Annotated in this window: 23 protein-coding genes; 7 read left to right on the forward strand and 16 right to left on the reverse strand. The window is 58.2% G+C overall.

What is annotated here, in order from left to right; translation table 11 throughout:
* Positions 1-23 precede the first annotated feature (23 nt).
* From ACXAG1_RS10260 to rpoE, 4 genes are all read right to left on the reverse strand, one after another.
* On the reverse strand, positions 24-497 hold the full coding sequence (locus ACXAG1_RS10260; protein WP_475092601.1) for a SoxR reducing system RseC family protein: 474 nt from the start codon (positions 495-497) through the stop codon (positions 24-26).
* A gap of 17 nt (positions 498-514) precedes the next feature.
* Positions 515-1561: a MucB/RseB C-terminal domain-containing protein gene (locus ACXAG1_RS10265; RefSeq protein ID WP_475119661.1), complete on the reverse strand. Its 1047-nt coding sequence runs from the start codon at positions 1559-1561 to the stop codon at positions 515-517.
* A gap of 59 nt (positions 1562-1620) precedes the next feature.
* Positions 1621-2319, reverse strand: a complete 699-nt coding sequence (locus tag ACXAG1_RS10270) for a sigma-E factor negative regulatory protein (RefSeq protein ID WP_475119662.1) — start codon at positions 2317-2319, stop codon at positions 1621-1623.
* 287 nt (positions 2320-2606) lie between these two features.
* Positions 2607-3221 (reverse strand): RNA polymerase sigma factor RpoE, encoded by a 615-nt coding sequence (gene rpoE, locus ACXAG1_RS10275; protein ID WP_475119663.1) that lies wholly within the window; start codon positions 3219-3221, stop codon positions 2607-2609.
* Positions 3222-3377: 156 nt separating this feature from the next.
* Here rpoE and nadB point away from each other — a divergent pair, with 156 nt between their 5' ends.
* Positions 3378-5021 (forward strand): L-aspartate oxidase, encoded by a 1644-nt coding sequence (nadB, locus tag ACXAG1_RS10280; RefSeq protein WP_475119664.1) that lies wholly within the window; start codon positions 3378-3380, stop codon positions 5019-5021.
* A 35-nt stretch (positions 5022-5056) separates the two neighbouring features.
* On the opposite strand, the gene ACXAG1_RS10285 is transcribed toward nadB, so the two are convergent.
* Positions 5057-5581, reverse strand: coding sequence for a protein YgfX (locus ACXAG1_RS10285; RefSeq protein WP_475119665.1), 525 nt, complete (start codon positions 5579-5581; stop codon positions 5057-5059).
* Positions 5541-5786, reverse strand: coding sequence for an FAD assembly factor SdhE (locus ACXAG1_RS10290; protein ID WP_475092596.1), 246 nt, complete (start codon positions 5784-5786; stop codon positions 5541-5543). Before ACXAG1_RS10290 ends, ACXAG1_RS10285 begins: the two co-directional genes overlap by 41 nt.
* A gap of 272 nt (positions 5787-6058) precedes the next feature.
* Here ACXAG1_RS10290 and ygfZ point away from each other — a divergent pair, with 272 nt between their 5' ends.
* The gene (ygfZ, locus tag ACXAG1_RS10295) at positions 6059-7120 is read left to right on the forward strand and encodes a CAF17-like 4Fe-4S cluster assembly/insertion protein YgfZ (protein WP_475119666.1); all 1062 of its coding nucleotides are present in this window, start codon (positions 6059-6061) and stop codon (positions 7118-7120) included.
* On the opposite strand, the gene ung is transcribed toward ygfZ, so the two are convergent.
* The 5 genes from ung to ACXAG1_RS10320 form a co-directional block, all read right to left on the reverse strand.
* Positions 7121-7843, reverse strand: coding sequence for a uracil-DNA glycosylase (gene ung, locus ACXAG1_RS10300; protein ID WP_475092594.1), 723 nt, complete (start codon positions 7841-7843; stop codon positions 7121-7123).
* 2 nt (positions 7844-7845) lie between these two features.
* A complete protein-coding gene (locus tag ACXAG1_RS10305) occupies positions 7846-8436 on the reverse strand; it encodes a uracil-DNA glycosylase family protein (RefSeq protein WP_475119667.1) in 591 nt (196 codons plus the stop codon).
* Between the two features lie 12 nt (positions 8437-8448).
* A complete protein-coding gene (locus tag ACXAG1_RS10310; RefSeq protein ID WP_475119668.1) occupies positions 8449-9456 on the reverse strand; it encodes an esterase-like activity of phytase family protein in 1008 nt (335 codons plus the stop codon).
* A gap of 64 nt (positions 9457-9520) precedes the next feature.
* Positions 9521-10003, reverse strand: coding sequence for a YajQ family cyclic di-GMP-binding protein (locus tag ACXAG1_RS10315; protein WP_475092591.1), 483 nt, complete (start codon positions 10001-10003; stop codon positions 9521-9523).
* Between the two features lie 45 nt (positions 10004-10048).
* Positions 10049-10585 carry a YaeQ family protein gene (locus tag ACXAG1_RS10320; RefSeq protein ID WP_475119669.1) on the reverse strand — a complete coding sequence of 179 codons (537 nt, stop codon included), beginning with the start codon at positions 10583-10585 and terminating at the stop codon, positions 10049-10051.
* A gap of 96 nt (positions 10586-10681) precedes the next feature.
* On the opposite strand from ACXAG1_RS10320, the gene ACXAG1_RS10325 reads away from it, so the two are divergent.
* From ACXAG1_RS10325 to ACXAG1_RS10340, 4 genes are all read left to right on the forward strand, one after another.
* Positions 10682-11323, forward strand: coding sequence for a LemA family protein (locus ACXAG1_RS10325; protein WP_475092589.1), 642 nt, complete (start codon positions 10682-10684; stop codon positions 11321-11323).
* Positions 11324-11449: 126 nt separating this feature from the next.
* Positions 11450-12091, forward strand: a complete 642-nt coding sequence (locus ACXAG1_RS10330) for a TPM domain-containing protein (RefSeq protein WP_475092588.1) — start codon at positions 11450-11452, stop codon at positions 12089-12091.
* A 40-nt stretch (positions 12092-12131) separates the two neighbouring features.
* Positions 12132-12740: a TPM domain-containing protein gene (locus tag ACXAG1_RS10335; protein ID WP_475092587.1), complete on the forward strand. Its 609-nt coding sequence runs from the start codon at positions 12132-12134 to the stop codon at positions 12738-12740.
* Positions 12741-12780: 40 nt separating this feature from the next.
* Positions 12781-13662: a PDZ domain-containing protein gene (locus tag ACXAG1_RS10340; protein ID WP_475119670.1), complete on the forward strand. Its 882-nt coding sequence runs from the start codon at positions 12781-12783 to the stop codon at positions 13660-13662.
* Between the two features lie 94 nt (positions 13663-13756).
* On the opposite strand, the gene lysS is transcribed toward ACXAG1_RS10340, so the two are convergent.
* Entirely contained in the window at positions 13757-15250 is a 1494-nt protein-coding gene (gene lysS / locus ACXAG1_RS10345; RefSeq protein WP_475119671.1) for a lysine--tRNA ligase, read from the reverse strand.
* Between the two features lie 235 nt (positions 15251-15485).
* Positions 15486-16581, reverse strand: a protein-coding gene (gene prfB / locus ACXAG1_RS10350) for a peptide chain release factor 2 (protein ID WP_475092584.1) whose coding sequence is annotated in 2 segments (ribosomal slippage) — positions 15486-16508 and positions 16510-16581 — 1095 coding nt in all. Because the reading frame shifts where the segments join, the coding sequence is not laid out codon by codon here.
* Positions 16582-16843: 262 nt separating this feature from the next.
* Here prfB and ACXAG1_RS10355 point away from each other — a divergent pair.
* Positions 16844-17959, forward strand: a complete 1116-nt coding sequence (locus ACXAG1_RS10355) for a pectinesterase family protein (RefSeq protein ID WP_475119672.1) — start codon at positions 16844-16846, stop codon at positions 17957-17959.
* Positions 17960-17983: 24 nt separating this feature from the next.
* Here ACXAG1_RS10355 and ACXAG1_RS10360 read toward each other — a convergent pair whose 3' ends face one another.
* The 3 genes from ACXAG1_RS10360 to ACXAG1_RS10370 form a co-directional block, all read right to left on the reverse strand.
* Positions 17984-18373: a MerR family DNA-binding protein gene (locus tag ACXAG1_RS10360; RefSeq protein ID WP_475092582.1), complete on the reverse strand. Its 390-nt coding sequence runs from the start codon at positions 18371-18373 to the stop codon at positions 17984-17986.
* A gap of 100 nt (positions 18374-18473) precedes the next feature.
* Positions 18474-18992 (reverse strand): hypothetical protein, encoded by a 519-nt coding sequence (locus ACXAG1_RS10365; RefSeq protein ID WP_475092581.1) that lies wholly within the window; start codon positions 18990-18992, stop codon positions 18474-18476.
* Between the two features lie 46 nt (positions 18993-19038).
* Entirely contained in the window at positions 19039-19671 is a 633-nt protein-coding gene (locus tag ACXAG1_RS10370) for a LysE family translocator (protein WP_475092580.1), read from the reverse strand.
* Positions 19672-19674: the final 3 nt, after the last annotated feature.

A 19674-nucleotide genomic window follows, 5' to 3' on the forward strand; every position in this document is an offset into this window, starting at 1 on the left:
GAAGAACGGCGCCCGGGTGCTATTCAGGCAATGGGAGACACGGGTATCGCACAGGGATTGCCCCGTTCACGACGAAGGAATTGCGGTTCAAGTGCGCTATTACCGCGATTGAAATTACTGTAGAGACGGATAACCAGCGCACCTGCTGCAAGGCCCAACGCAGCCCCGGCAATCGCCAGGGGTTCGGACCCCGCAGATTGTCCCACCAGCGCGCCCGCCACCAGCGTAACCAGAGGCGCCAGATACACGATCAGCGAACTTGTTGCCAACACGCGCTCGCCAATGCCAATCACCACGGTATCGTGCAGCTGTATTGTTTCTGCCTCTGCAGGTGGTACCGGCACGCGGACACGAGACGCACTGGACCAGAAGTCGCCAAGCAGGCCTGTGCCACAGCCGGACTTTGCCGCACAACTGTGGCAGCCACTGCGCTGCACCGTCTCTATCCACACCGCAGAATGCTCGATAGCGACGACTTTGCCACGCTCTTCAATCATGTTTTCGATACTTCCGGTTACCGTTTTTCTGTGACCGCCTTGGCCACCAGTTGCGCGGTATTGTCGGGGATTTCACCCACAACTGTCACGGTGTAGCGTGCACCACCCACATCGATATGATCCATATAGGCGACGGTGGCACCTCGCACGGCTCGGCCTTTGTAATTCATTTCCGGCAGCTGCTGTACAAAGACAGTGAACGCACTGAGGCCATCGCTGAATACCAACATCTGGCCATCGGCCAGCGCTTGCACGGCCACCGGTTTGAAGCCGTTTGGCGCCCAGCCAAGTCGCCAGCGGCTTTCAGCATCCGTGCAGGTAATGGGGCTAGTTTCTTCGCGCACCGCGGGTGAACGCGGCTGCAGCTCACTGTCGGTCACCGGCGCCAGATCAAGCTCCACAAACTGAAAGCGCTCAAGTACACGGCCAGCAGGCGCCACCAACATGGACTTGAGCGGCAAACCCGTCTCTTTGTCGACACTGATCACCATGCCGAACCGGTGCAGGTCCCGTGGGCGTGCTTCCAGCACAATCGCTTCGCGATCAGCGATGCGCTCCTCGCCGCGAACCAGGAAGAGATAGTTGGACTGGACATTCTCCAGCCCCGCGGCGCTGTGCAAACCGGGACGGGATAGCGGGCTGCTCTCGCGGTGGCACTGGCTGTCACTGCTGCGAGTCACCATTTCCCGCGGGCTGCCGGTGAGATAACGGATTCGCTCGACCTGCTCACCGTCACGGATACCATGCACCACTTCCAGGGTCTCCATGGACCCAACATGCTCGAATGTCGCAAGGCCGCGGTACTCCAAACTAGCAACCGCCTGTGCGAGCTTGGCCAGCAATACCCGGGTCGCTTCAGTCGACTCCGGCGCGGGCAGTGGCACAGAGGGCTTCTGACCAGCAGAAGGCGGCGCCGAAGCGGCGCCATCCAGGGCACCTGAGTTTTCAGCGGGTTCAGCGCTCTGCGCGCTCACGCCGGGTACAGCAATGGGTGCAGCCAATAGTAAAAAAGCCAACAGCGAGCTGTTGGCTTTGCGGGCATTACGGGAAATCAGGTTTGCCATATTCACGCTTTATCTGGTTGTGCATCGGGAAAGCCGCTGCCTGGCACCGGCTATCGCAATTACTCCGGTGGGCGCTCCCCATAGGTTGCGCGCGCATGGGGGACCATGCCCTGACTGCCAACGCGGGCCGCCTGTTCGGAGTGCTCGATCATCACCCGGTTCAGATGTCGCATCAACTCTGGTGTAGGCACCATCTGCACTTGAGGCGCAGGACCAACACGCTGTTCGGGTACCAACTGTGGCGCTGTACTCACCGCGCGAGTATTCAGTGTCGGAGCAAGAAAACCGCTCGGCTGGGGCATGGAAGCCACCGGTGCCTGCTGCGGGCGCTCGCTTTCCGCTACCAGGTCACCCTGAGTTTGCGGAGCTTGAATTTGCTGGACACCAAGCACCGCAGCGAAGGCTACCGTTGCCGCCACGGCACCGCGGGAAAGCGGGCGCCACCAGCGGCTGCGAGTAACGTCGTGATGGGTATCATTGGCCGGCACCGGTTCTGCAGACTGCAGCGGCGGCTCATCGGCAATGGCGGCGGAAATACTGGCGGCAAGGCCGAGATCAACCGGAGCCACCTTCTCACCACGCATCACGCCGGCAGCCAGCTGATAGCGGGACCAGCGCTCGTTCAAGTCACCGCCAGAAGCGCTGCCCGCGGCATCACTTTCTTTAAGCAGACGCTGAATTTCCAGCTCATTGGCCTCACCGTCCATCAAAGCGGACAGTGACTCATTCAGACGCTGCTGATGATTCCCGTGGGACATACGGGTCAACCCTCTTTCAGTGCAATTCTTTGGATGCTTATGAACCCAGGGCTTATCTAATGCGCCCTAATTCACACCCTGTTTGTTAATACGTGAGACCGGGGTCTGTCGAAAAAGTTTTACCGGGCAGACAAAATTTGTGTGAATTCGTCGAAATTTTATCTGTCGTCCCGGTCACCGGGAAGATTTAGACCAGAAAGCCCTCAAAAGGCCCCAAGCCTAAAACAGAACTGACTAAAGAATAGCCACTCCTGTCTCCTCGGGTTCACCCCTCTACTAACCGCCTTCTAACCGCGTCCGTCTACAGGTTCCGGCTCACCGGCCATGGTTGCCTGTACCGCGCGGTCAATGGATTCCCGGGCGCGGAAGATCCGCGAGCGCACGGTACCCACCGGGCACCCCATCACTTCCGCGATCTCCTCGTAACTCAGCCCTTCCATCTCCCGCAGGGTCACCGCGGAGCGCAGGTCTTCTGGCAGCTCGCGAATCGCGCGATGCACCGTGGCCTCCAGCTGATCGCGGAACAACTGGTTTTCCGGGGTCTCGTTGTCCCGCAGCAGATCCGCGCCGGAATAGAATTCGGCGTCGTCCAGATCCACATCGGATGACGGCGGGCGGCGGCTGCGGGATACCAGGTGGTTCTTGGCGGTATTGATCGCAATCCGGTACATCCAGGTATAAAAGGCACTCTCTCCACGGAAATTGCCCAGCGCGCGGTAAGCCTTGATAAAGGCCTCCTGCACCACATCGTGTACCTCGGCGTGGTCGTTGATATAGCGGCTCACCACCGCCATGATCTTGTGTTGGTACTTCAGCACCAGCAGGTCGAAGGCGCGCTTGTCCCCTTTCTGAACCCGCTCTACCAGCTGGCGATCACTTGGTGACGCCTGTTGCCCTGTCATCCCCTACTCCAAACCGCTGCTCTGGCGCCGGAATGCGCCATCGCCAAGCTTATTCTGTTGTGTCCAAGACACTGGATTTTGGTCATAAGTTCCTGACAAATCGGTAATTTTTGAAGATGGCGTATACTACGCGCCCCCTAATATGAATAAAACTCCATGAGAGAGAAGGCAAACGGACCTGTGACCCCGAACGAGAACCACTACGACGTCCTGGTAATTGGCAGCGGCGCTGCGGGCCTGACCCTGGCGCTGCACCTGGCTGCACGCCACCGCGTGGCCCTGCTGTCCAAGCAGCGCCTGCAGGACGGCTCCACCTGGTTTGCCCAGGGCGGCATTGCCGGCGTACTGGACGAAACCGACTCGGTAGACGCGCACATAGCCGATACATTAGATGCAGGAGCCGGACTCTGCCACCCGGACGCAGTGCGCTTTACCGTGGAGAACAGCCGCGACGCCATTCACTGGCTGATCAACCAGGGCGTGGATTTCACCCGCGAAGACGACGGTGACTACCACCTCACCAAAGAAGGCGGCCACAGCCACCGGCGCATCATTCACAGCGCCGACGCCACCGGCCGCGCGGTGCACAGCACCCTGATCGAGCAGGTGCGCAACACCCCCAATATCGACTGCTTCGAGCACCACATCGCGCTGGACCTGATCCGCCAGCCAGACGCCACCACCGGCCGCTTCCGCTGCGCCGGTTCCTATGTGTACAACAAGGAAACCGAAGAGGTAGAAGTCTTCCAGGGCAAGGCCGTGGTACTGGCCACCGGCGGCGCCGCCAAGGCCTACCTGTACACCAGCAACCCGGACGGTGCCAGCGGCGACGGTATCGCCATGGCGTGGCGCGCGGGCTGCCGGGTGGCGAATATGGAATTCAACCAGTTCCACCCCACCTGCCTGTACCACCCCAAAGCCAAGTCCATGCTGATCACCGAGGCACTGCGCGGCGAAGGCGCCCTGCTGAAGCTGCCGAATGGCGAACGCTTTATGCACCGCTTCGACAAGCGCGGCGAACTGGCCCCGCGGGACATCGTCGCCCGTGCCATCGACCACGAAATGAAGCGACTGGGTGCAGACTGCGTCTACCTGGACATCTCCCACAAGGACCCGGAGTTTGTCCGCGAGCATTTCCCCACGGTGTACAAGAACTGCCTGAAATACGGCATCGATATCACCCGCGAGGCCATCCCCGTGGTACCTGCCGCCCACTACACCTGCGGCGGCGTGATGGTGGACCAGCACGGCCGCAGCGATCTGGACCAGCTGTACGCCATCGGCGAAACCACTTTTACCGGCCTGCACGGCGCCAACCGCCTGGCCAGTAACTCCCTGCTGGAATGTGTGGTGTATGCGCGCTCTGCGGCGATGCATATCGACAGCACCATCGAAAAGGTAGCCCCGCCGAAATCCGCCCTGGCCTGGGACGCATCGCGGGTCACCGATTCCGATGAAGACGTGGTGATCTCGCACAACTGGGACGAGCTGCGCCGCTTTATGTGGGACTTTGTCGGCATTGTGCGCACCCGCAAACGCCTGTTGCGGGCGGAGCACCGGGTGAAACTGCTGCAGAAAGAGATTCTGGAGTTCTACGCGAATTACCGCATCACCAGCGACCTGATCGAACTGCGCAATCTGGCGGTGGTCTCCGAGCTGATTATCCGTTCCGCCCTGGACCGCCGGGAGAGCCGCGGCCTGCACTACTCACTGGACTACCCGGGGCTGCGGGAACTGGCCATGGATACCATTCTGGTGCCGGAGAACTTTGCCGATCAGCGGCACTTTATCGGCCCCTGAATTCCCCCCCCCTGAACCTCCCCCGGAAAATAGATCTAGCGGGAATAACGTAACGCCACCAGCAGGCGTCGCCAGTCATCTGCACTGGCGGCGTCCCGCGCAAATACCAACCGCAAGCGCCGCCCCTCGAGATCCCGGCCGTTGATCACGATCAGCCAGCGCCACAGCGTCAGCTCCCCCACCAACTGAAATTCCCGCCGCGCACCGCCCTTCATCTGCCAGTACCAGCGCCGTTCCGCCGTCGAAAGGCGCCCAACGGACGCCGCCAGCCGGCGCCACTCAATTACCCCGTAAAACGCGATTGCGGGAATCAATGCGCACACGGCAAGCCAGGGAAGACGGGAAACAAGCAGCAGAAGAATCGACTGCAGGAGAACAAGAGGCAGGAAAATGCGCAATAGACGCGACGGTGCCAGATCACACACCAGCCGCGCACTGCGGTCTGCGCGCTTCAGCCCCGCCGTTTGGGGCTGAGCGGCATCGGAAGACGGGGAATCGGGAGCGGCTTTCGCTCCAGAATTACTCCTGCAGGCCGGTGTTGTCGCGGATAATCTGGACAATATGCATCAACTCCGGATCCTGGGGATCGTCCCGGCGCATGAACCAGGCGAACAGGTCCTGATCCTGCTCATCCAGCAATTTGATATAGCGCTGCTTGTCTTCCTCGGACAGTGTCTCATACACATTATCGAGAAACGGCAGCAGCACCAGGTCCAACTCCAACATGCCGCGACGGCTGGCCCAAAACAGGCGGTTGCGATCCATACTTCGTACTCAAGCCACAATTCAAAGTGCGCGCAGTATACCGGTAGTTGAAATCCCGCGGCAAAACCCCAAATTAGACAGTCACCTAGACGCACCATTCGGCGTCGTATAAACGCATATTAAGCGGGTGGAAGGGAGGAACCGCCCTCTTCCGAGACCGTATGAGGCATGGGTGCCGATTACGAGCGTACAGGGACGTATTTACAGCGTGTCTCGGGAGAGGGGGGGCTCCTCGCTTCCGCCCCATCAATGTTTCAGGCAGCGAGTTCAGCATGGATCAACAGCAGTGGCAGGATTTTCTAAGCACCCAGGGCGCAAGCTGGCAGGACGGCGGTGCGCTCTTCCCGGCAACTGACACTGAGAACGGCGCAAAGCTTCAGTTGATCGACCTGAGCCCTATGGGCGCCATCTCCGTGAAAGGCCCGGACAGCCAGAAGTTTCTCCAGGGCCAGCTTACCTGTGACCTGGTCAACCTGCCCGACGAGCATCTCACCCTGGGTAGCCACTGCAATCCCAAGGGCCGCATGATCAGTGCCTTCTACGCACTGAAAATCGAGCAAACAGAATTCGTCCTGTTGATGCCCCGGGACCTGGTCGCCACCGCCCTTGCCGCACTGAAAAAATACGCGGTGTTCTTCAAAACCGAATTGAGTGATGTCAGCGACAGCAATCGCTGGCTCGCCCTGTGCGGCCGCGACGCCTGCCGCACCGCCAACCAGTTGTTGAGCCTGTCCAACAGCGAAGACACCGACCTGCTCCCCCACCAGCTGCGCCCCTTCGACCACAACGGTGAACGCGCGCTGGCAGCGGGCCTGAGTGAGCGCAATGTGGTGCTGCAAATTCCGGCAGACCAGTCCGCTGATCTCTGGCAGAGACTCGCCAGCAATGGCGCCGAACCCGCCAGCTACAGCCAGTGGCTGTTGCAGCTGGCGGAAACTGGCACTCCGCTGGTGTATCAGAGCACCAGCGAAGAATTTATTCCGCAGATGGTCAACCTGCACCAGCTCGGCGGCGTCAGCTTCAAGAAAGGGTGTTATACCGGACAGGAAGTGGTGGCGCGCATGCAGTACCTGGGCGCCGCCAAACGTCGTATGTACCGGGCGCAGATCGACAGCGGCGAACTGCCCGCACCGGGGGCGGAGATTTTTTCCGGAGAAGGGAAATCCAGTGTGGGCAATATCGTGCTGGCCAGCCCGCAGGATGGTGAAACGGCGCTGCTGGCGGTGTTAACCAAAAGCAAGGTGGCAGATGGGGAAAGTCTGCAGCTCAAGGATGGCCGCGTGCTGGAAGTGCTTGAATTGCCCTACGACGCCGACGCTGATCCCCTCGCCTGATCAGATCTCTACCGCAACCCTACTCAGCGCTCCTGCTGCAGGCAGCGCCCATTCAATGGGCGCGACTCCGCTGCTTTGCAGATAGGCATTCGCCTGAGAGAACGGCCGCGTGCCGAAAAATCCACGGTGCGCGGAAAGCGGTGACGGATGCGGGCCGCGCAATACCAGATGCTTGCGCTGATCGATAAAGCCGCCCTTTTTCTGCGCGTAGCTTCCCCACAATACGAACACCAATCCTTCCCGCTGCTCTGCCAGTGCGTGTACCGCGGCGTCGGTAAACTGCTCCCAGCCGCGTCCCTGGTGCGCACCGGCCTTACTCTCTTCCACGGTAAGTGTCGCATTCAGCAATAACACCCCCTGCTCCGCCCAGGGCTGCAGGCATCCGTGATCGGGCGCGACAATGCCGAGGTCCGACTCCATTTCCTTATAGATATTTCTCAGTGATGGCGGCACGCGCACACCGGGCATGACCGAAAAACACAGGCCGTGGGCCTGGCCTACGCCGTGGTAGGGATCCTGCCCGAGAATCACCACCTTCACCTCATCAAACGGGGTGGAGTTAAAGGCGTTGAAGATCTGACCACCCGGGGGAAAGATAGTCTTGCCGGCCTGCTTTTCCTGCTGCAGGAATTCCCGTAGTTCTCCCATATAGGGCTTGTGAAATTCCGGCTCGAGCACCGAATACCAGGATGGGTGGATTCTAATATTTTCGGGAACCTGCATCGTCAACCTTTCAATACGTTCTGAACTTGCGCGCGCAATGCTGGCACCACCTCTTCCTCAAACCAGGGGCGGCGCTTTAGCCACAGGGTATTTCTCGGGCTCGGATGGGGGAGAGGAAAATAACCGTGAGGCAACGCATCGGCAAAATGGCGCACGTTTTCCGTAATGCTGCCATACCAGTGGGGGAGATAGTAGCGCTGGGCGTACTGGCCGATCAGCAGGATCAATTGAATATCCGGCAACTGATCCAATATCCGCTGGTGCCAGGTGGGCGCGCACTCGGGGCGCGGCGGCAGATCGCCACCATTGCCGCGCCCGGGGTAGCAGAATCCCATGGGCATAATGGCAATCTGGGTTTCATCGTAGAAGGCATCGCGATCCAGCTGCAGCCAGTCGCGGAGGCGTTCACCGGAAGGGTCGTTCCAGGGAATACCGGTTTCGTGCACCCGCGTACCGGGCGCCTGCCCAATAATCAACAGACGCGCAGATCTGGCCGCACTGACGACCGGCCGCGGCCCGAGGGGCAGGTTCGCCTCACATAACCGGCAGGCGCGCACCTCTTTTAACAACAGTGCCAGTGAAGAATCCGACAAGCTCAAATTTCGCTAATTTGCTACCGCATCCAGGGATGCAGGAATATCGGGAAACGCCAGGCGCATCAGCAGGCCACGGGCATCTTCCGGGTCTGCCGCGCGGGCCACACCATTGTTGTCTAGCGCCACAAAAATACCCTGCTCGTTGATCGCCAACCCTTCGCCTTTGCCAAAGCGGGTTTCCTTATACACATACTCAGGCCCCTCTTCCACATCCCGGTATTGAATACACCAGTCTGCGCGCAGGCTTTGCAAATTGCGCCGGCATACCGCAAACGCATTGCGCTCCAGAGTAAACAGCGCACCGTCGTAAAAGGCCAGCGCCGTCAGATCCTCCGAACGACCTCGGAAATCCAGGCCGGGCACTCCGGGTATCGAATAAAACGCCTCTCCTTCCACGTCACCGGGCTTCAGCCTCAACAATCCCCGCGGTTGTCGCTCCAGCGCCACCCAGAATTCTTCTCCGGCCTTGACCAGCCCTTCACTCTCCGCATTGAACAACTGCAGGTAACCCTGCTTTTTTGCGGATTCCGACCAGCGCTGAGGCAGCCACTGCGCGGTGCGGCCGGGAATATCCAGCTGAGCGATACGGTTGTGCCGCTCGCTCAACAGGTAGGTGCCATCGGCATCGCAGGTGATCCCTTCAAAATCCATACTGAGTGGTGCACTGGCATAGTGGAGCGCCCTGACTTTAACCGAAACCGGCTGGTCGTCAGGCAGCGCCGGGCGGGAAAATTCCGCTCGCGTATCCAACCCAACACTCGTCTGCCCTGATTCCGGGGTAAGGCGATAGATTCGCTCCGATGACTTGTCCGCGACCGCAAGCAGCTCACCGTGGCAGAAACTGAGGCCGGATATATCCAACCCGTCACTGCCGTCGATCCACCAGGCGTCGAGCAACTTTGCCGAGATGACCGGAGCCGACTGACCCACTACAGGGTCACCAAACGAGGCCGGCACCACAAAGCCCAGACAAACAAAAGCACCAACACTGCGCAGAAAGGACGGTATCGAGTTCATCAATGGCTTCCCCCAATTGGAGATCGCCACTTTCGATACTGCCCGGTGACCATCTCTCAAAGAATCAGTCACGGAAGTTATTAAACTGCAACGGCTGTTCCAGCTCCTTACCCCGCAACATGGCGATTACTTGCTGCAGGTCATCGCGCTTCTTGCCGGTGACCCGTACCGAGTCCCCCTGAATCGCCGCCTGCACCTTCAGCTTCTCTTCCTTGATGATCTTAACGATCTTTTTTGACAGATCTTTGTCGAGACCGTTTTTCAGGGTCACGCCAACTTTTACCTGTTTGCCGGACTGCTCCTCTTCTCCCACATCCATCGCCAGCGGGTCGATATCACACTTGATCAGCGCCGCCCGCAACATATCTACCATCTGGTTGACCTGCATATCGGACTCCGCGCGCAGGGTCAGGGCGAACTCACTCATTTCCACTTCCGCGTCCACCCCCTTGAAGTCAAAGCGGTTGGTGATGGTGCGGTTTACCTGGTCCACAGCATTGGTCAGCTGGTGCTTATCCACTTCAGAAACAATATCAAAAGAAGGCATATTGAACTCCAATCATAAAATCCCGCGGCCTGCGGGATAGCTAAATTACTTCCAGCGCTGAGGCTGAATTTCTACGGTTTGTTTATCACTGGCAAGCCACAGCTGCCCGTCCTGAATGGTGGCGGTCAGCTCCATATTGCGCTCGGCCATCGACGCCAGGTCTGTGCACTGCTCCGCCGGTAAAAAGAACACCTGCAGATTGTCGAATCGTGCACTGGCCGACTCCATCTTCTGCCACCACACCGGTGCTGTGCGCTGGCCATAGGCATAAATCGTCGCCCGCTGAGCCCGGCCACAGGCCTTGCGCACCCTTTCCTCCGCCGGCACTCCCACCTCGATCCAGTGCTCGATCTCGCCACTCAGGCTGTGTTGCCAGAGATCGGCTTCGTCGTCACTGGATAGCCCGCGGGTAAACTCGAGCTGATCGCTCGCATTCAAGGCAAACGCCAGCAACCGGATCATCATGCGCTCATCGGTTTCCGACGGGTGACGCGCCAGAGTCAGGTTGTGCTCCGCATAGTAGTCCCGATCCATATCGGAGATCTGTACGCGGGCTTTGAAGATAGTCGCTTTAAGTGCCATTACTGCTCTCTATCGCTTCAACCGGGAAGAACTTGCGCGAAAATGCCGGATTGAAGACTATTATTGTGTGGTTCGTAACCCACAGGGATGGAAGGAATGAACGCACCTACAAAATTTCTACGCCAGGAAAATACATCCATCGCCGGCTCTCGCCAATGGCAGCTGCTGATCACGCTCCTGATTGCCTTTGGGCTCAGCGGATGTGGCATAAACAACATTCCCACTTACGACGAAAATGTTAAAGCCAACTGGGCCCAGGTACAGAACCAGTACCAGCGCCGCGCGGATCTGATCCCAAACCTGGTAAAGACCGTAAAGGCCTACGCCGCTCATGAAAAGGAAACCCTGGAAGCGGTGACCGAAGCGCGCGCCAAGGTGAATTCCATGCAGGTGGACTCCGATATCATCAATGACCCTGCCAAACTGCAACAGTTTGAGGCGGCCCAGTCCCAACTGAGCAGCGCCCTGTCGCGCCTGATGGTGGTTGTCGAGCGCTACCCAGATCTGAAAGCCAACCAGAACTTCCTTGCACTGCAATCACAACTGGAAGGCACCGAAAACCGCATCAGCGTAGCCCGCCGGGATTATATCGCCGCCGTAGAACGCTACAACCGCGAGATTCGCACCTTTCCCGGACGCATCTGGCATACCGTTCTTTACAGCGATATGCCACTGCGCGACACCTTTGAAGCCACCTCGGAAGGTGCAGAAAAAGCACCGGAAGTCGACTTCCAGTAATTTCGACCACGGGGCCTGTCTATGACGATCCGGCGGATCGCGCTTTTACTGCTCTTGTGCCCGACACTATTGTGGGCAGCGGCAACCTTGGCAGATATCCAGTTTCCGCCGCTCTCTGGACGGGTCGTGGACAATGCCAACCTGCTGAGCCAAAGCACTCGCTACCAGCTCACGGAGCAACTGCAGCAGCAGGAAAAGGCCACCAGCAACCAGATCGTAGTGGTTACTCTTCCAGACCTGCAGGGGCTGACCATTGAGGAGTACGGCTACCAGTTGGCACGCCACTGGAAAATCGGACAGAAAGACAAAGACAATGGCGTGCTACTGATTGTGGCGCCCGCCGAACGCAAGGTACGTATTGAGGTCGGCTATGGACTTGAAGGCGCACTGACAGACGCCATATCCTCCAACATCATCCACACCAAGATCCTGCCTCAGTTTCACAACGGTAACTTTGATGGTGGTGTCGTCGCCGGTATCGACTCAATTATTGCAGCAATCAAAAACGAGTACGTAGCTGAAAGTACCGACACCAACGACAACCGCCAGCTGGCTCTGCTTGTCGGCATCTTCCTTCTTTTTGTAATGCTGCAGATATTTGGCTCCTCGGTATTGGGCGCTCCCAACGGAAGTAGTGGATATCGGCGCGGCCGGTACGGCGGCTACTATGGTGGTGGCGGCTTCGGCGGAGGTTCTGGCGGTTTTGGAGGCGGCTTCGGTGGTGGAGGCGGCGGTTTCGGTGGCGGAGGGGCCTCCGGTGGTTGGTAAACACCATCAATAAGCGAAACAATTCATCAGCGGCACAAATATGCTAAATGCACACGAAAGACGCCAGCTTGCCGATACCATCAAGGCCGTGGAATCCACTACGGATGCAGAAGTAGTGACGGTACTGGCGCGTCAGTCCGACAACTACCTTTACATATCCACCCTGTGGGCGGCGTTTATCGCTTTGCTGATTGCGCCGCTGATGCAATTTCTCCCCTGGTGGATCGAGTACCAGCAGGCGTTTACGTTGCAATGGATACTGTTTATTGCCCTCGCCGTCCTGTTCCGCTGGCGTCCACTCACCATGTGGCTGGTTCCGAAGAAAATCAAATTCTGGCGCGCTGCAAATCTCGCCCGCCGCCAGTTTCTCGAACATGAGTTACACAGCACCAAAGACCGGCTCGGCCTGCTGATTTTCGTGTCCCAGGCGGAACACTATGTGGAGATTCTCGCCGACAGGGGCCTAGCGGAGCAGATCACCAACGAAACGTGGCAAGAAATCGTGGAAAATTTTATTCGCGAAGTAAAAAAGGGTAAAACGGGCGAGGCCTTTGTCCACTGCGTAGAAAAATGCGGGGAACTGCTGGAAGAAGCCGCACCCGCCACAGTCATCAAGAACGAGCTGCCCAACCACCTGGTACTTCTATAATCAGCTACAAACGGCAATAGTGAAGTTCACGGGTGACCTTATGCAGCCCAGCGTCCACACCTTTCGCAAATACAGAATTCTGCTCGCGGTAGCAGCCCTGCTGCTGGTTGGCGGCGCGGTTGCTCACTGGACCTCCTCGAGCACTATGACACCCGCCACCTTCTCTGACTCCAAAAACCCGACTCGCGAACACCCCACCTCCGATAGCCTGGAAGCCCGGCTCGCGACTCTGGAGAGCACACTGGAGCAAACCCTGAAAATTCAGGGGCAGCTGTTAGAGTTGGTCAATGAGTTGAGTTCCAAACTCGATCCGGAAACCGCAACACCACAAACCCGCCACGCCAGCGCGATGAATATCGAAAATATCTCCAACCAGCCGCCAACCCAGAGTCGTCAACAGCGCCGCAGGAACCGATTTGAACGACAGCGGGAAAACCAGGTACAACAGTTGGTGGAGGCAGGGTTCAGCCACAGCCGGGCTACGGCGATTGTCGAGAAACAGGAACGCCTGCAGTACGAGCAAATGCAGTTCAGTTACGAGTACCACCACCTGCAAGACAAACGTTCGGAGCGTGCTCAAGAGCTGCAGCAAAAACTACAGACGTACAGTAATCCCCGGCGTGTGTTTGAGCAGGAGCTGAACTCCGCGGAGTTTGAGCAATACCTGAACGCTTACGGCGGCCGTACGGAAATGGAAATCGGCGATCTGGTGGAATCCGCTCCGGCATACGAGGCGGGGTTGCGGCCGGGAGACAAAATCATCCGCTACAACAATCAGCGCGTGTTCCATATGGGCGACCTGCGCACCCAGGTGTACCAAGCCAAGCCGGGAGAATCCGTGGCGGTAGAAATTCAGCGCCAGGGAAGCTCGTCTACCGAGACGATCTATCTGCCTGCAGGTCCGCTGGGTATTCGCGGATAGACGGCTCAGGCTTTTACAAACAAGCTTCCACAAAAAAGGGGCGATGGCCGCAAAGCCATCGCCCCTTTTTTATACTTTATGTTTCCGCCAAATATTACTCGGCGGAAGCTTCCGGACGCATATGCGGAAACAGCAGTACGTCGCGGATGGACGGTGAGTTGGTCAGCAGCATTACCAGACGGTCGATGCCGATACCTTCACCGGCAGTGGGCGGGAGGCCGTATTCCAGTGCGCGGATATAGTCGGCATCGTAGTGCATGGCTTCATCGTCACCGGCGTCTTTCTCGGCCACCTGGGCCTTGAAGCGCTCGGCCTGGTCTTCGGCGTCATTCAACTCGGAGAAGCCGTTGGCGATCTCGCGGCCGCCGACAAAGAATTCGAAGCGGTCGGTGACGAACGGGTTGTCGTCGTTGCGGCGCGCCAACGGTGATACTTCGGTCGGGTATTCGGTGATGAAGGTCGGCTGATCCAGGCGATGCTCGACGGTTTTCTCGAAGATTTCGATCTGAATTTTGCCAAGCCCCCAGATATCCTTCAGCGGAATTTCGAGGCCTTCGGCTACTTTCTTCGCGCTTTCGATATTGTCGATATCGGACACTTTCAGTTCCGGGTTGTACTTCAGGATGGAGTCGAAAACGCTGATACGGTCGAACGGATTGGCGAAGTCGTAGCTGCTGTCCTGGTACTGAACGGTGGTACTGCCCAGCACGTCCGTGCAAATACCGCGGATCATGTTTTCGGTCAGGTCCATCAGGTCGTTGTAGTCCGCGTACGCCTGGTAGAACTCGAGCATGGTGAACTCGGGGTTGTGGCGGGTGGACAGACCTTCGTTACGGAAGTTGCGGTTGATTTCGTAGACGCGTTCGAAGCCACCGACAACAAGGCGCTTGAGGTACAGTTCCGGCGCGATGCGCAGGTACATGTCGATGTCGAGCGCGTTGTGGTGGGTGACGAACGGGCGTGCGGTGGCGCCGCCGGGAATGACCTGCAGCATGGGGGTTTCCACTTCCATGAAGTGGTTGTTGTTGAGGTAGCTGCGAATGTAGCTGATCACTTCGGAGCGGACGCGGAATACGTCGCGGGACTCCGGGGTGGCGATCAGGTCTACGTAGCGCTGGCGGTAGCGCATTTCCTGGTCGGCGATACCGTGGAATTTTTCTGGCAGCGGGCGCAGGGCTTTGGTGAGCAGGCTGTACTCTTCGCAGTTAACGTAGAGGTCGCCTTTGCCAGACTTGTGCAGTGTGCCTTTGACGCCGACGATGTCGCCGATGTCCCAGGTGCCCCAGCGCTCTTTGATATCTTTCTGTGCGGTTTTGTCGGCGTACAGTTGGATGCGGTCGGAGACGTCCTGGATGACCATGAAGGGGCCGCGTTTGGCGAGGATTCGGCCGGCAACGCAGGCGGTGTTGCCTTCGCTTTCCAGTTCTTCCTTGGTCTTTTCACCAAACTCTTTTTGCAGGTCGGCGGCGAGGTTTTCGCGGCGAAAGCTGTTCGGGAAGGCGTTGCCCTTCTCGCGCATGGCACTGAGTTTGGCGCGGCGCTCGGCGATCAGTTTGTTTTCGTCTTGCTGAGTTGGTGTATTGCTCATGATCTATCACATGTCTTTTGGTGTGTTTCGGACTTCGTAGCTCTTGGGAGTTCTTAATTCGAGTCCGTGGCGGCGAAGCACTGGGTATTCGGTTTCGAAACCGCTGTGAATACGTCCCTGTACGCTGCGTCGGCAACATCCCTGTTGCCGACGCTTTCGAAACCGAATCCCCAGCACTCCGCCTTCGATTTGAAGTATTTAACTTCGTAAGCAAAGAGCGCTTTGGGGCTTGGGTTTACAGCCCCGCTTTTAAGCTCGCTTCAATAAACTGATCCAGATCCCCATCCAGCACTGCCTGGCAGTTACTGGTCTGGACGCTGGTGCGCAGGTCTTTGATGCGCTGGTCGTCCAGTACGTAGGAGCGGATCTGGCTGCCCCAGCCGATGTCGGATTTGCTTTCTTCCATCGCCTGTTTTTCGGCGTTGCGCTTTTGCATTTCCTGTTCGTAGAGTTTGGCCCGCAGCATTTTCCACGCTTTGTCGCGGTTCTGATGCTGGGAGCGCTCGCTCTGACAGGCGACGACGATGCCGGATTCGATGTGGGTCAAACGTACGGCGGAGTCGGTTTTGTTGACGTGCTGACCACCGGCGCCGGAGGCGCGGTAGGTGTCTTCGCGCACCTGGGATTTGTCCACTTCGATTTCGATGTTGTCGTCGATCTCCGGGGAGACGAAGACGGAGGTGAACGAGGTGTGGCGACGGTTGCCGGAGTCGAACGGGCTCTTTCGTACCAAGCGGTGTACGCCGGTTTCGGTGCGCAGCCAGCCGAAGGCGTATTCGCCCTGAAAGTGGATGGTGGCACTTTTGATACCGGCGACTTCACCCGCAGAGGCTTCTTCCAGGGTGGTTTTGAAGCCGTGGGCTTCGCCCCAGCGCAGGTACATGCGCAGCAGCATTTCGGCCCAGTCCTGGGCTTCGGTGCCGCCGGAGCCGGCCTGGATGTCCAGGTAGGCGTTATTGGGGTCGGTCTGGCCGGAGAACATGCGGCGGAATTCGAGGGTTTCCAGCTGTTGCTGGAGGTTTTCGAGTTCGCTGGCGACTTCGGCGACGGAGTCTTCGTCGTCCTCTTCCACGGCCATGTCGAGCAGCTCGCGGCTGTCGTTGATACCGGTGTCGAGGTCTTCGATGGTTTTTACAACGGCTTCCAGGGAGGAGCGTTCACGCCCCAGGTCCTGGGCGCGGTCGGGGTCGTCCCAGACGCTGGGCTCGGCCAGTTCCAGTTCGACTTCGGTCAGGCGTTCTTTCTTGCCAGCATAGTCAAAGATACCCCCTGAGAACGTCGGTGCGCTCTGCGAGGTCTTTCATCTGGTTAAGAAGCGGATTGATTTCCATAGATGCGTCGGCTTCTGTCGGTTAAATCGGGCGCGCATTCTACCTCAGGACGGACCTGGAAATAAGGGGCCTGGCGGCGGAAGGTGGCTTGAGTGGGGGAAGTTGACGGGGATAGAATGGCCTGACCAATAACAATGCACTATCAGGCCAATTTTTGTACGGAGTGAGAGAGATGCTGCACCGCCTGTTTCAAGGGACCCCAACTTCCAGTCTATCTGTGACTTCCCGGCTCCCGGCACTTGCCTCGAGGGCTTCGGGATGGTTGGCCGCCCTGCTGGGCATCATCTCCCTCACCACGCTCTCTACTCTTACCGCCTGCGCCGATCAGTCGCGCTATGACGCGGTGGTCGGAACTGCTCCCACCGAAATCAAAGCCGTCGCCCGTTTTGACTCCCTGCAGGCCGCCATCGACGCGGCACCCCGCAATGGCGATACCCCCTATTCGATTTACCTTCCCGCCGGAATCTACGGGGAAAAAGTACTGGTAGAGAAACCCAACGTCCACCTGATCGGTGCCGGCCGCGATGAGACCATTATTCAGTATGGAGATTACGCGGGCATGCCCGCTCCCGGTGCGGGGCCGGAGTCCGGCGAGCAGATGGGTACCTTTGCTACCGCAACGGTAACTATCGAGGCTACGGACTTTCGCGCGGAAAACCTGACCATCGAAAACAGCTTCGATTTCCTCGCCACCGATGCCCTGCCCAAGGATCACACCAATAAGATCAACGGTACCCAGGCCGTGGCCCTGGAAGCCGGATTGAACAGTGACCGCTCCGCCTTCCGCAACGTGCGGCTGCTGGGCTACCAGGACACCCTGTTTGTGCAGGGAGGCCGCAGCTATTTTGTGGCTAGCGTGATCGAGGGCAATGTGGACTTTATCTTTGGGGCGGGCCAGGCGCTGTTTGAAAACAGCGATATTGTCACTCGCCCCCGCGGAACCCAGCGGGAAATAGTGGGCTACGTGACCGCACCGAGTACCGATATCAGTAATGAATTTGGTCTGGTGTTTTTGAATTGCCGGTTGCTGAAAGCCGACGGCGTTCCCGCCAATTCTTCGCCGTTGGGCCGCCCCTGGCACCCCACCACAACCTTTGCCGACGGCCGCTATGCAGACCCGGATGCGATCGGTGCGACGGTATTTATCAATTCCTATATGGACGACCACATCACCGGTGACGGATGGGCGTCCATGCGTGGCACCAGTCGCGATGGCAGCAAGTCCACAGTATTCACACCGGATAGTGCGCGCTTTTTTGAATACAAGAGTCACGGGCCGGGAGCGCACGAAAATGAGAAGCGGCGGCAGCTGACGGACGAGGAAGCGGCACGCTTCTCCAAAGAGCAGATTCTGGATGGATGGAAGGCGCCGTTTTAGGCCAGGCTGCCACCCCAGTTTCCATTACTTCCCGCTGGCCAACTGATCGAGAATGCCACAATTGGGGGAGTTGTCGCCGGCGCAGGAGTCAGCCAGCTCGGTCAGTGTGGAATGCATAGCCCGCAGGCTTTGTAGCTGCTGCTCCACCTGGTTGAGCTTTTCTTCCACGAGCACTTTTGCATCGTGACTGCGCCGAGACGGATTCCGGTACAAAGAGAGGAGCTCACGCACTTCCTCAATGGCGAACCCGCAGGCCCGTGAGCGCTGGATAAATTGCAGGGTACTCACATCTGCAGGCGAATACTCTCGATAACCATTCGCCCCTCGCCCCGGTACAAGCAGCCCGACGGCCTCATAGTAACGCAGCGCCTTGGATGATAAGCCCGCCTGAGCGGCAGCCTGAGATATATTCATAGGTTTAGCCTCACAATACTCCCCTCTCCGACGACAACAGAGAGGCAATTAGTGTGCGCTTTCCCCCTGAAGGAAGGTCAATAACTCCTCTACAGGGAGATCAATAGGCTGAAGACCCGCCAGGCTTCACATTCGGGCAGTCACCAAATTGATACTGCCCCGGCTTGGCGGGATCAAAGCCCAACTCCAGGGCCGCGTCGAGAAAGCTCGCCGGGATCCGATGCACCAGCAGATCGCCGGTGGCGCCACCGCAGACACTTGGATACATGCGATCGGTGCGGGTAGCACAGCGACTTTCCTGAACCTTGATACCATTTTCCGCCAACTGTGCTGCGCTCGCTTCAAGTGAACGGCCTCCACCCTCACACTGGCGATTGCCTCGAGGCTGCATTACCCAAAGGCTGCTACTGCTGTCCGCGGTGTCCCCTGACGTTGCTGCGCCCGCAGTTTCGTCCTGAGCACCATTCGTCTGGGAATCCGGGCTCGTTGCAGGCACTTGCTTCTCCTCCGTCTGCCCCGGGTCAGCCCCCTTGTCAGACTTGTTGTGAGAGGCATCACAGCCCACCATCACCACCACCAAAATGGCCATATACAGCGAGTGAATCCAAGGCTGACGCATAGTTGCTCTCCATTTCCTGTTGCAGATCAAATCCATTCCAACCAATTCAGCTTAGCGCGAGCCAAACACCCACGCCCAACATCAAAGTGCCCGCGATGCGATTCATCAGCCTGACATTTTCTCCACGATGTAGCAAGCGACTCAGTGTGCGCCCACCACTGGCATAAATCAGCATGCAGATAAACTCGAGCAACAGGATCACGCTGAGCAATACCGTCATTTGCGGCAGGAGCGGCTTGGCCTGATTGATAAACGGCGGCAGCAAGGCAATAAAAAATGCCCAGCCCTTCGGATTGGCTACCGCGGTAATAAACCCCTGAGACGCCAGGGAGAATGCGGAGACGGGCGCGGGCGCCTCGCCGGAAGATTCCACCAACACCATCCGCCCCCGCGCGCGCCACATCTGTATGCCCAGATACGCCAGGTAGATGGCACCGCAGTATTTAAAGATCTGAAAGGCCTGCGGGTATTTCAGCATAAACGCCGCAATACCCAGTACGGCGGCAATCGCGACCACTGCCACGCCGCACAACTCACCCAGCATCATCCACAGAGTGCGCTTTACCCCAAACGCCATCCCCATGGTCAGCGCCAGGGTCATACACATACCCGGAGTAATGGATACGAAAAAGAAGGTCGGCACAAACAGCGCCAGCACAGAAAAGTCGATTACACCCATATC

Source organism: Microbulbifer sp. ABE4_465, from assembly GCF_056160765.1.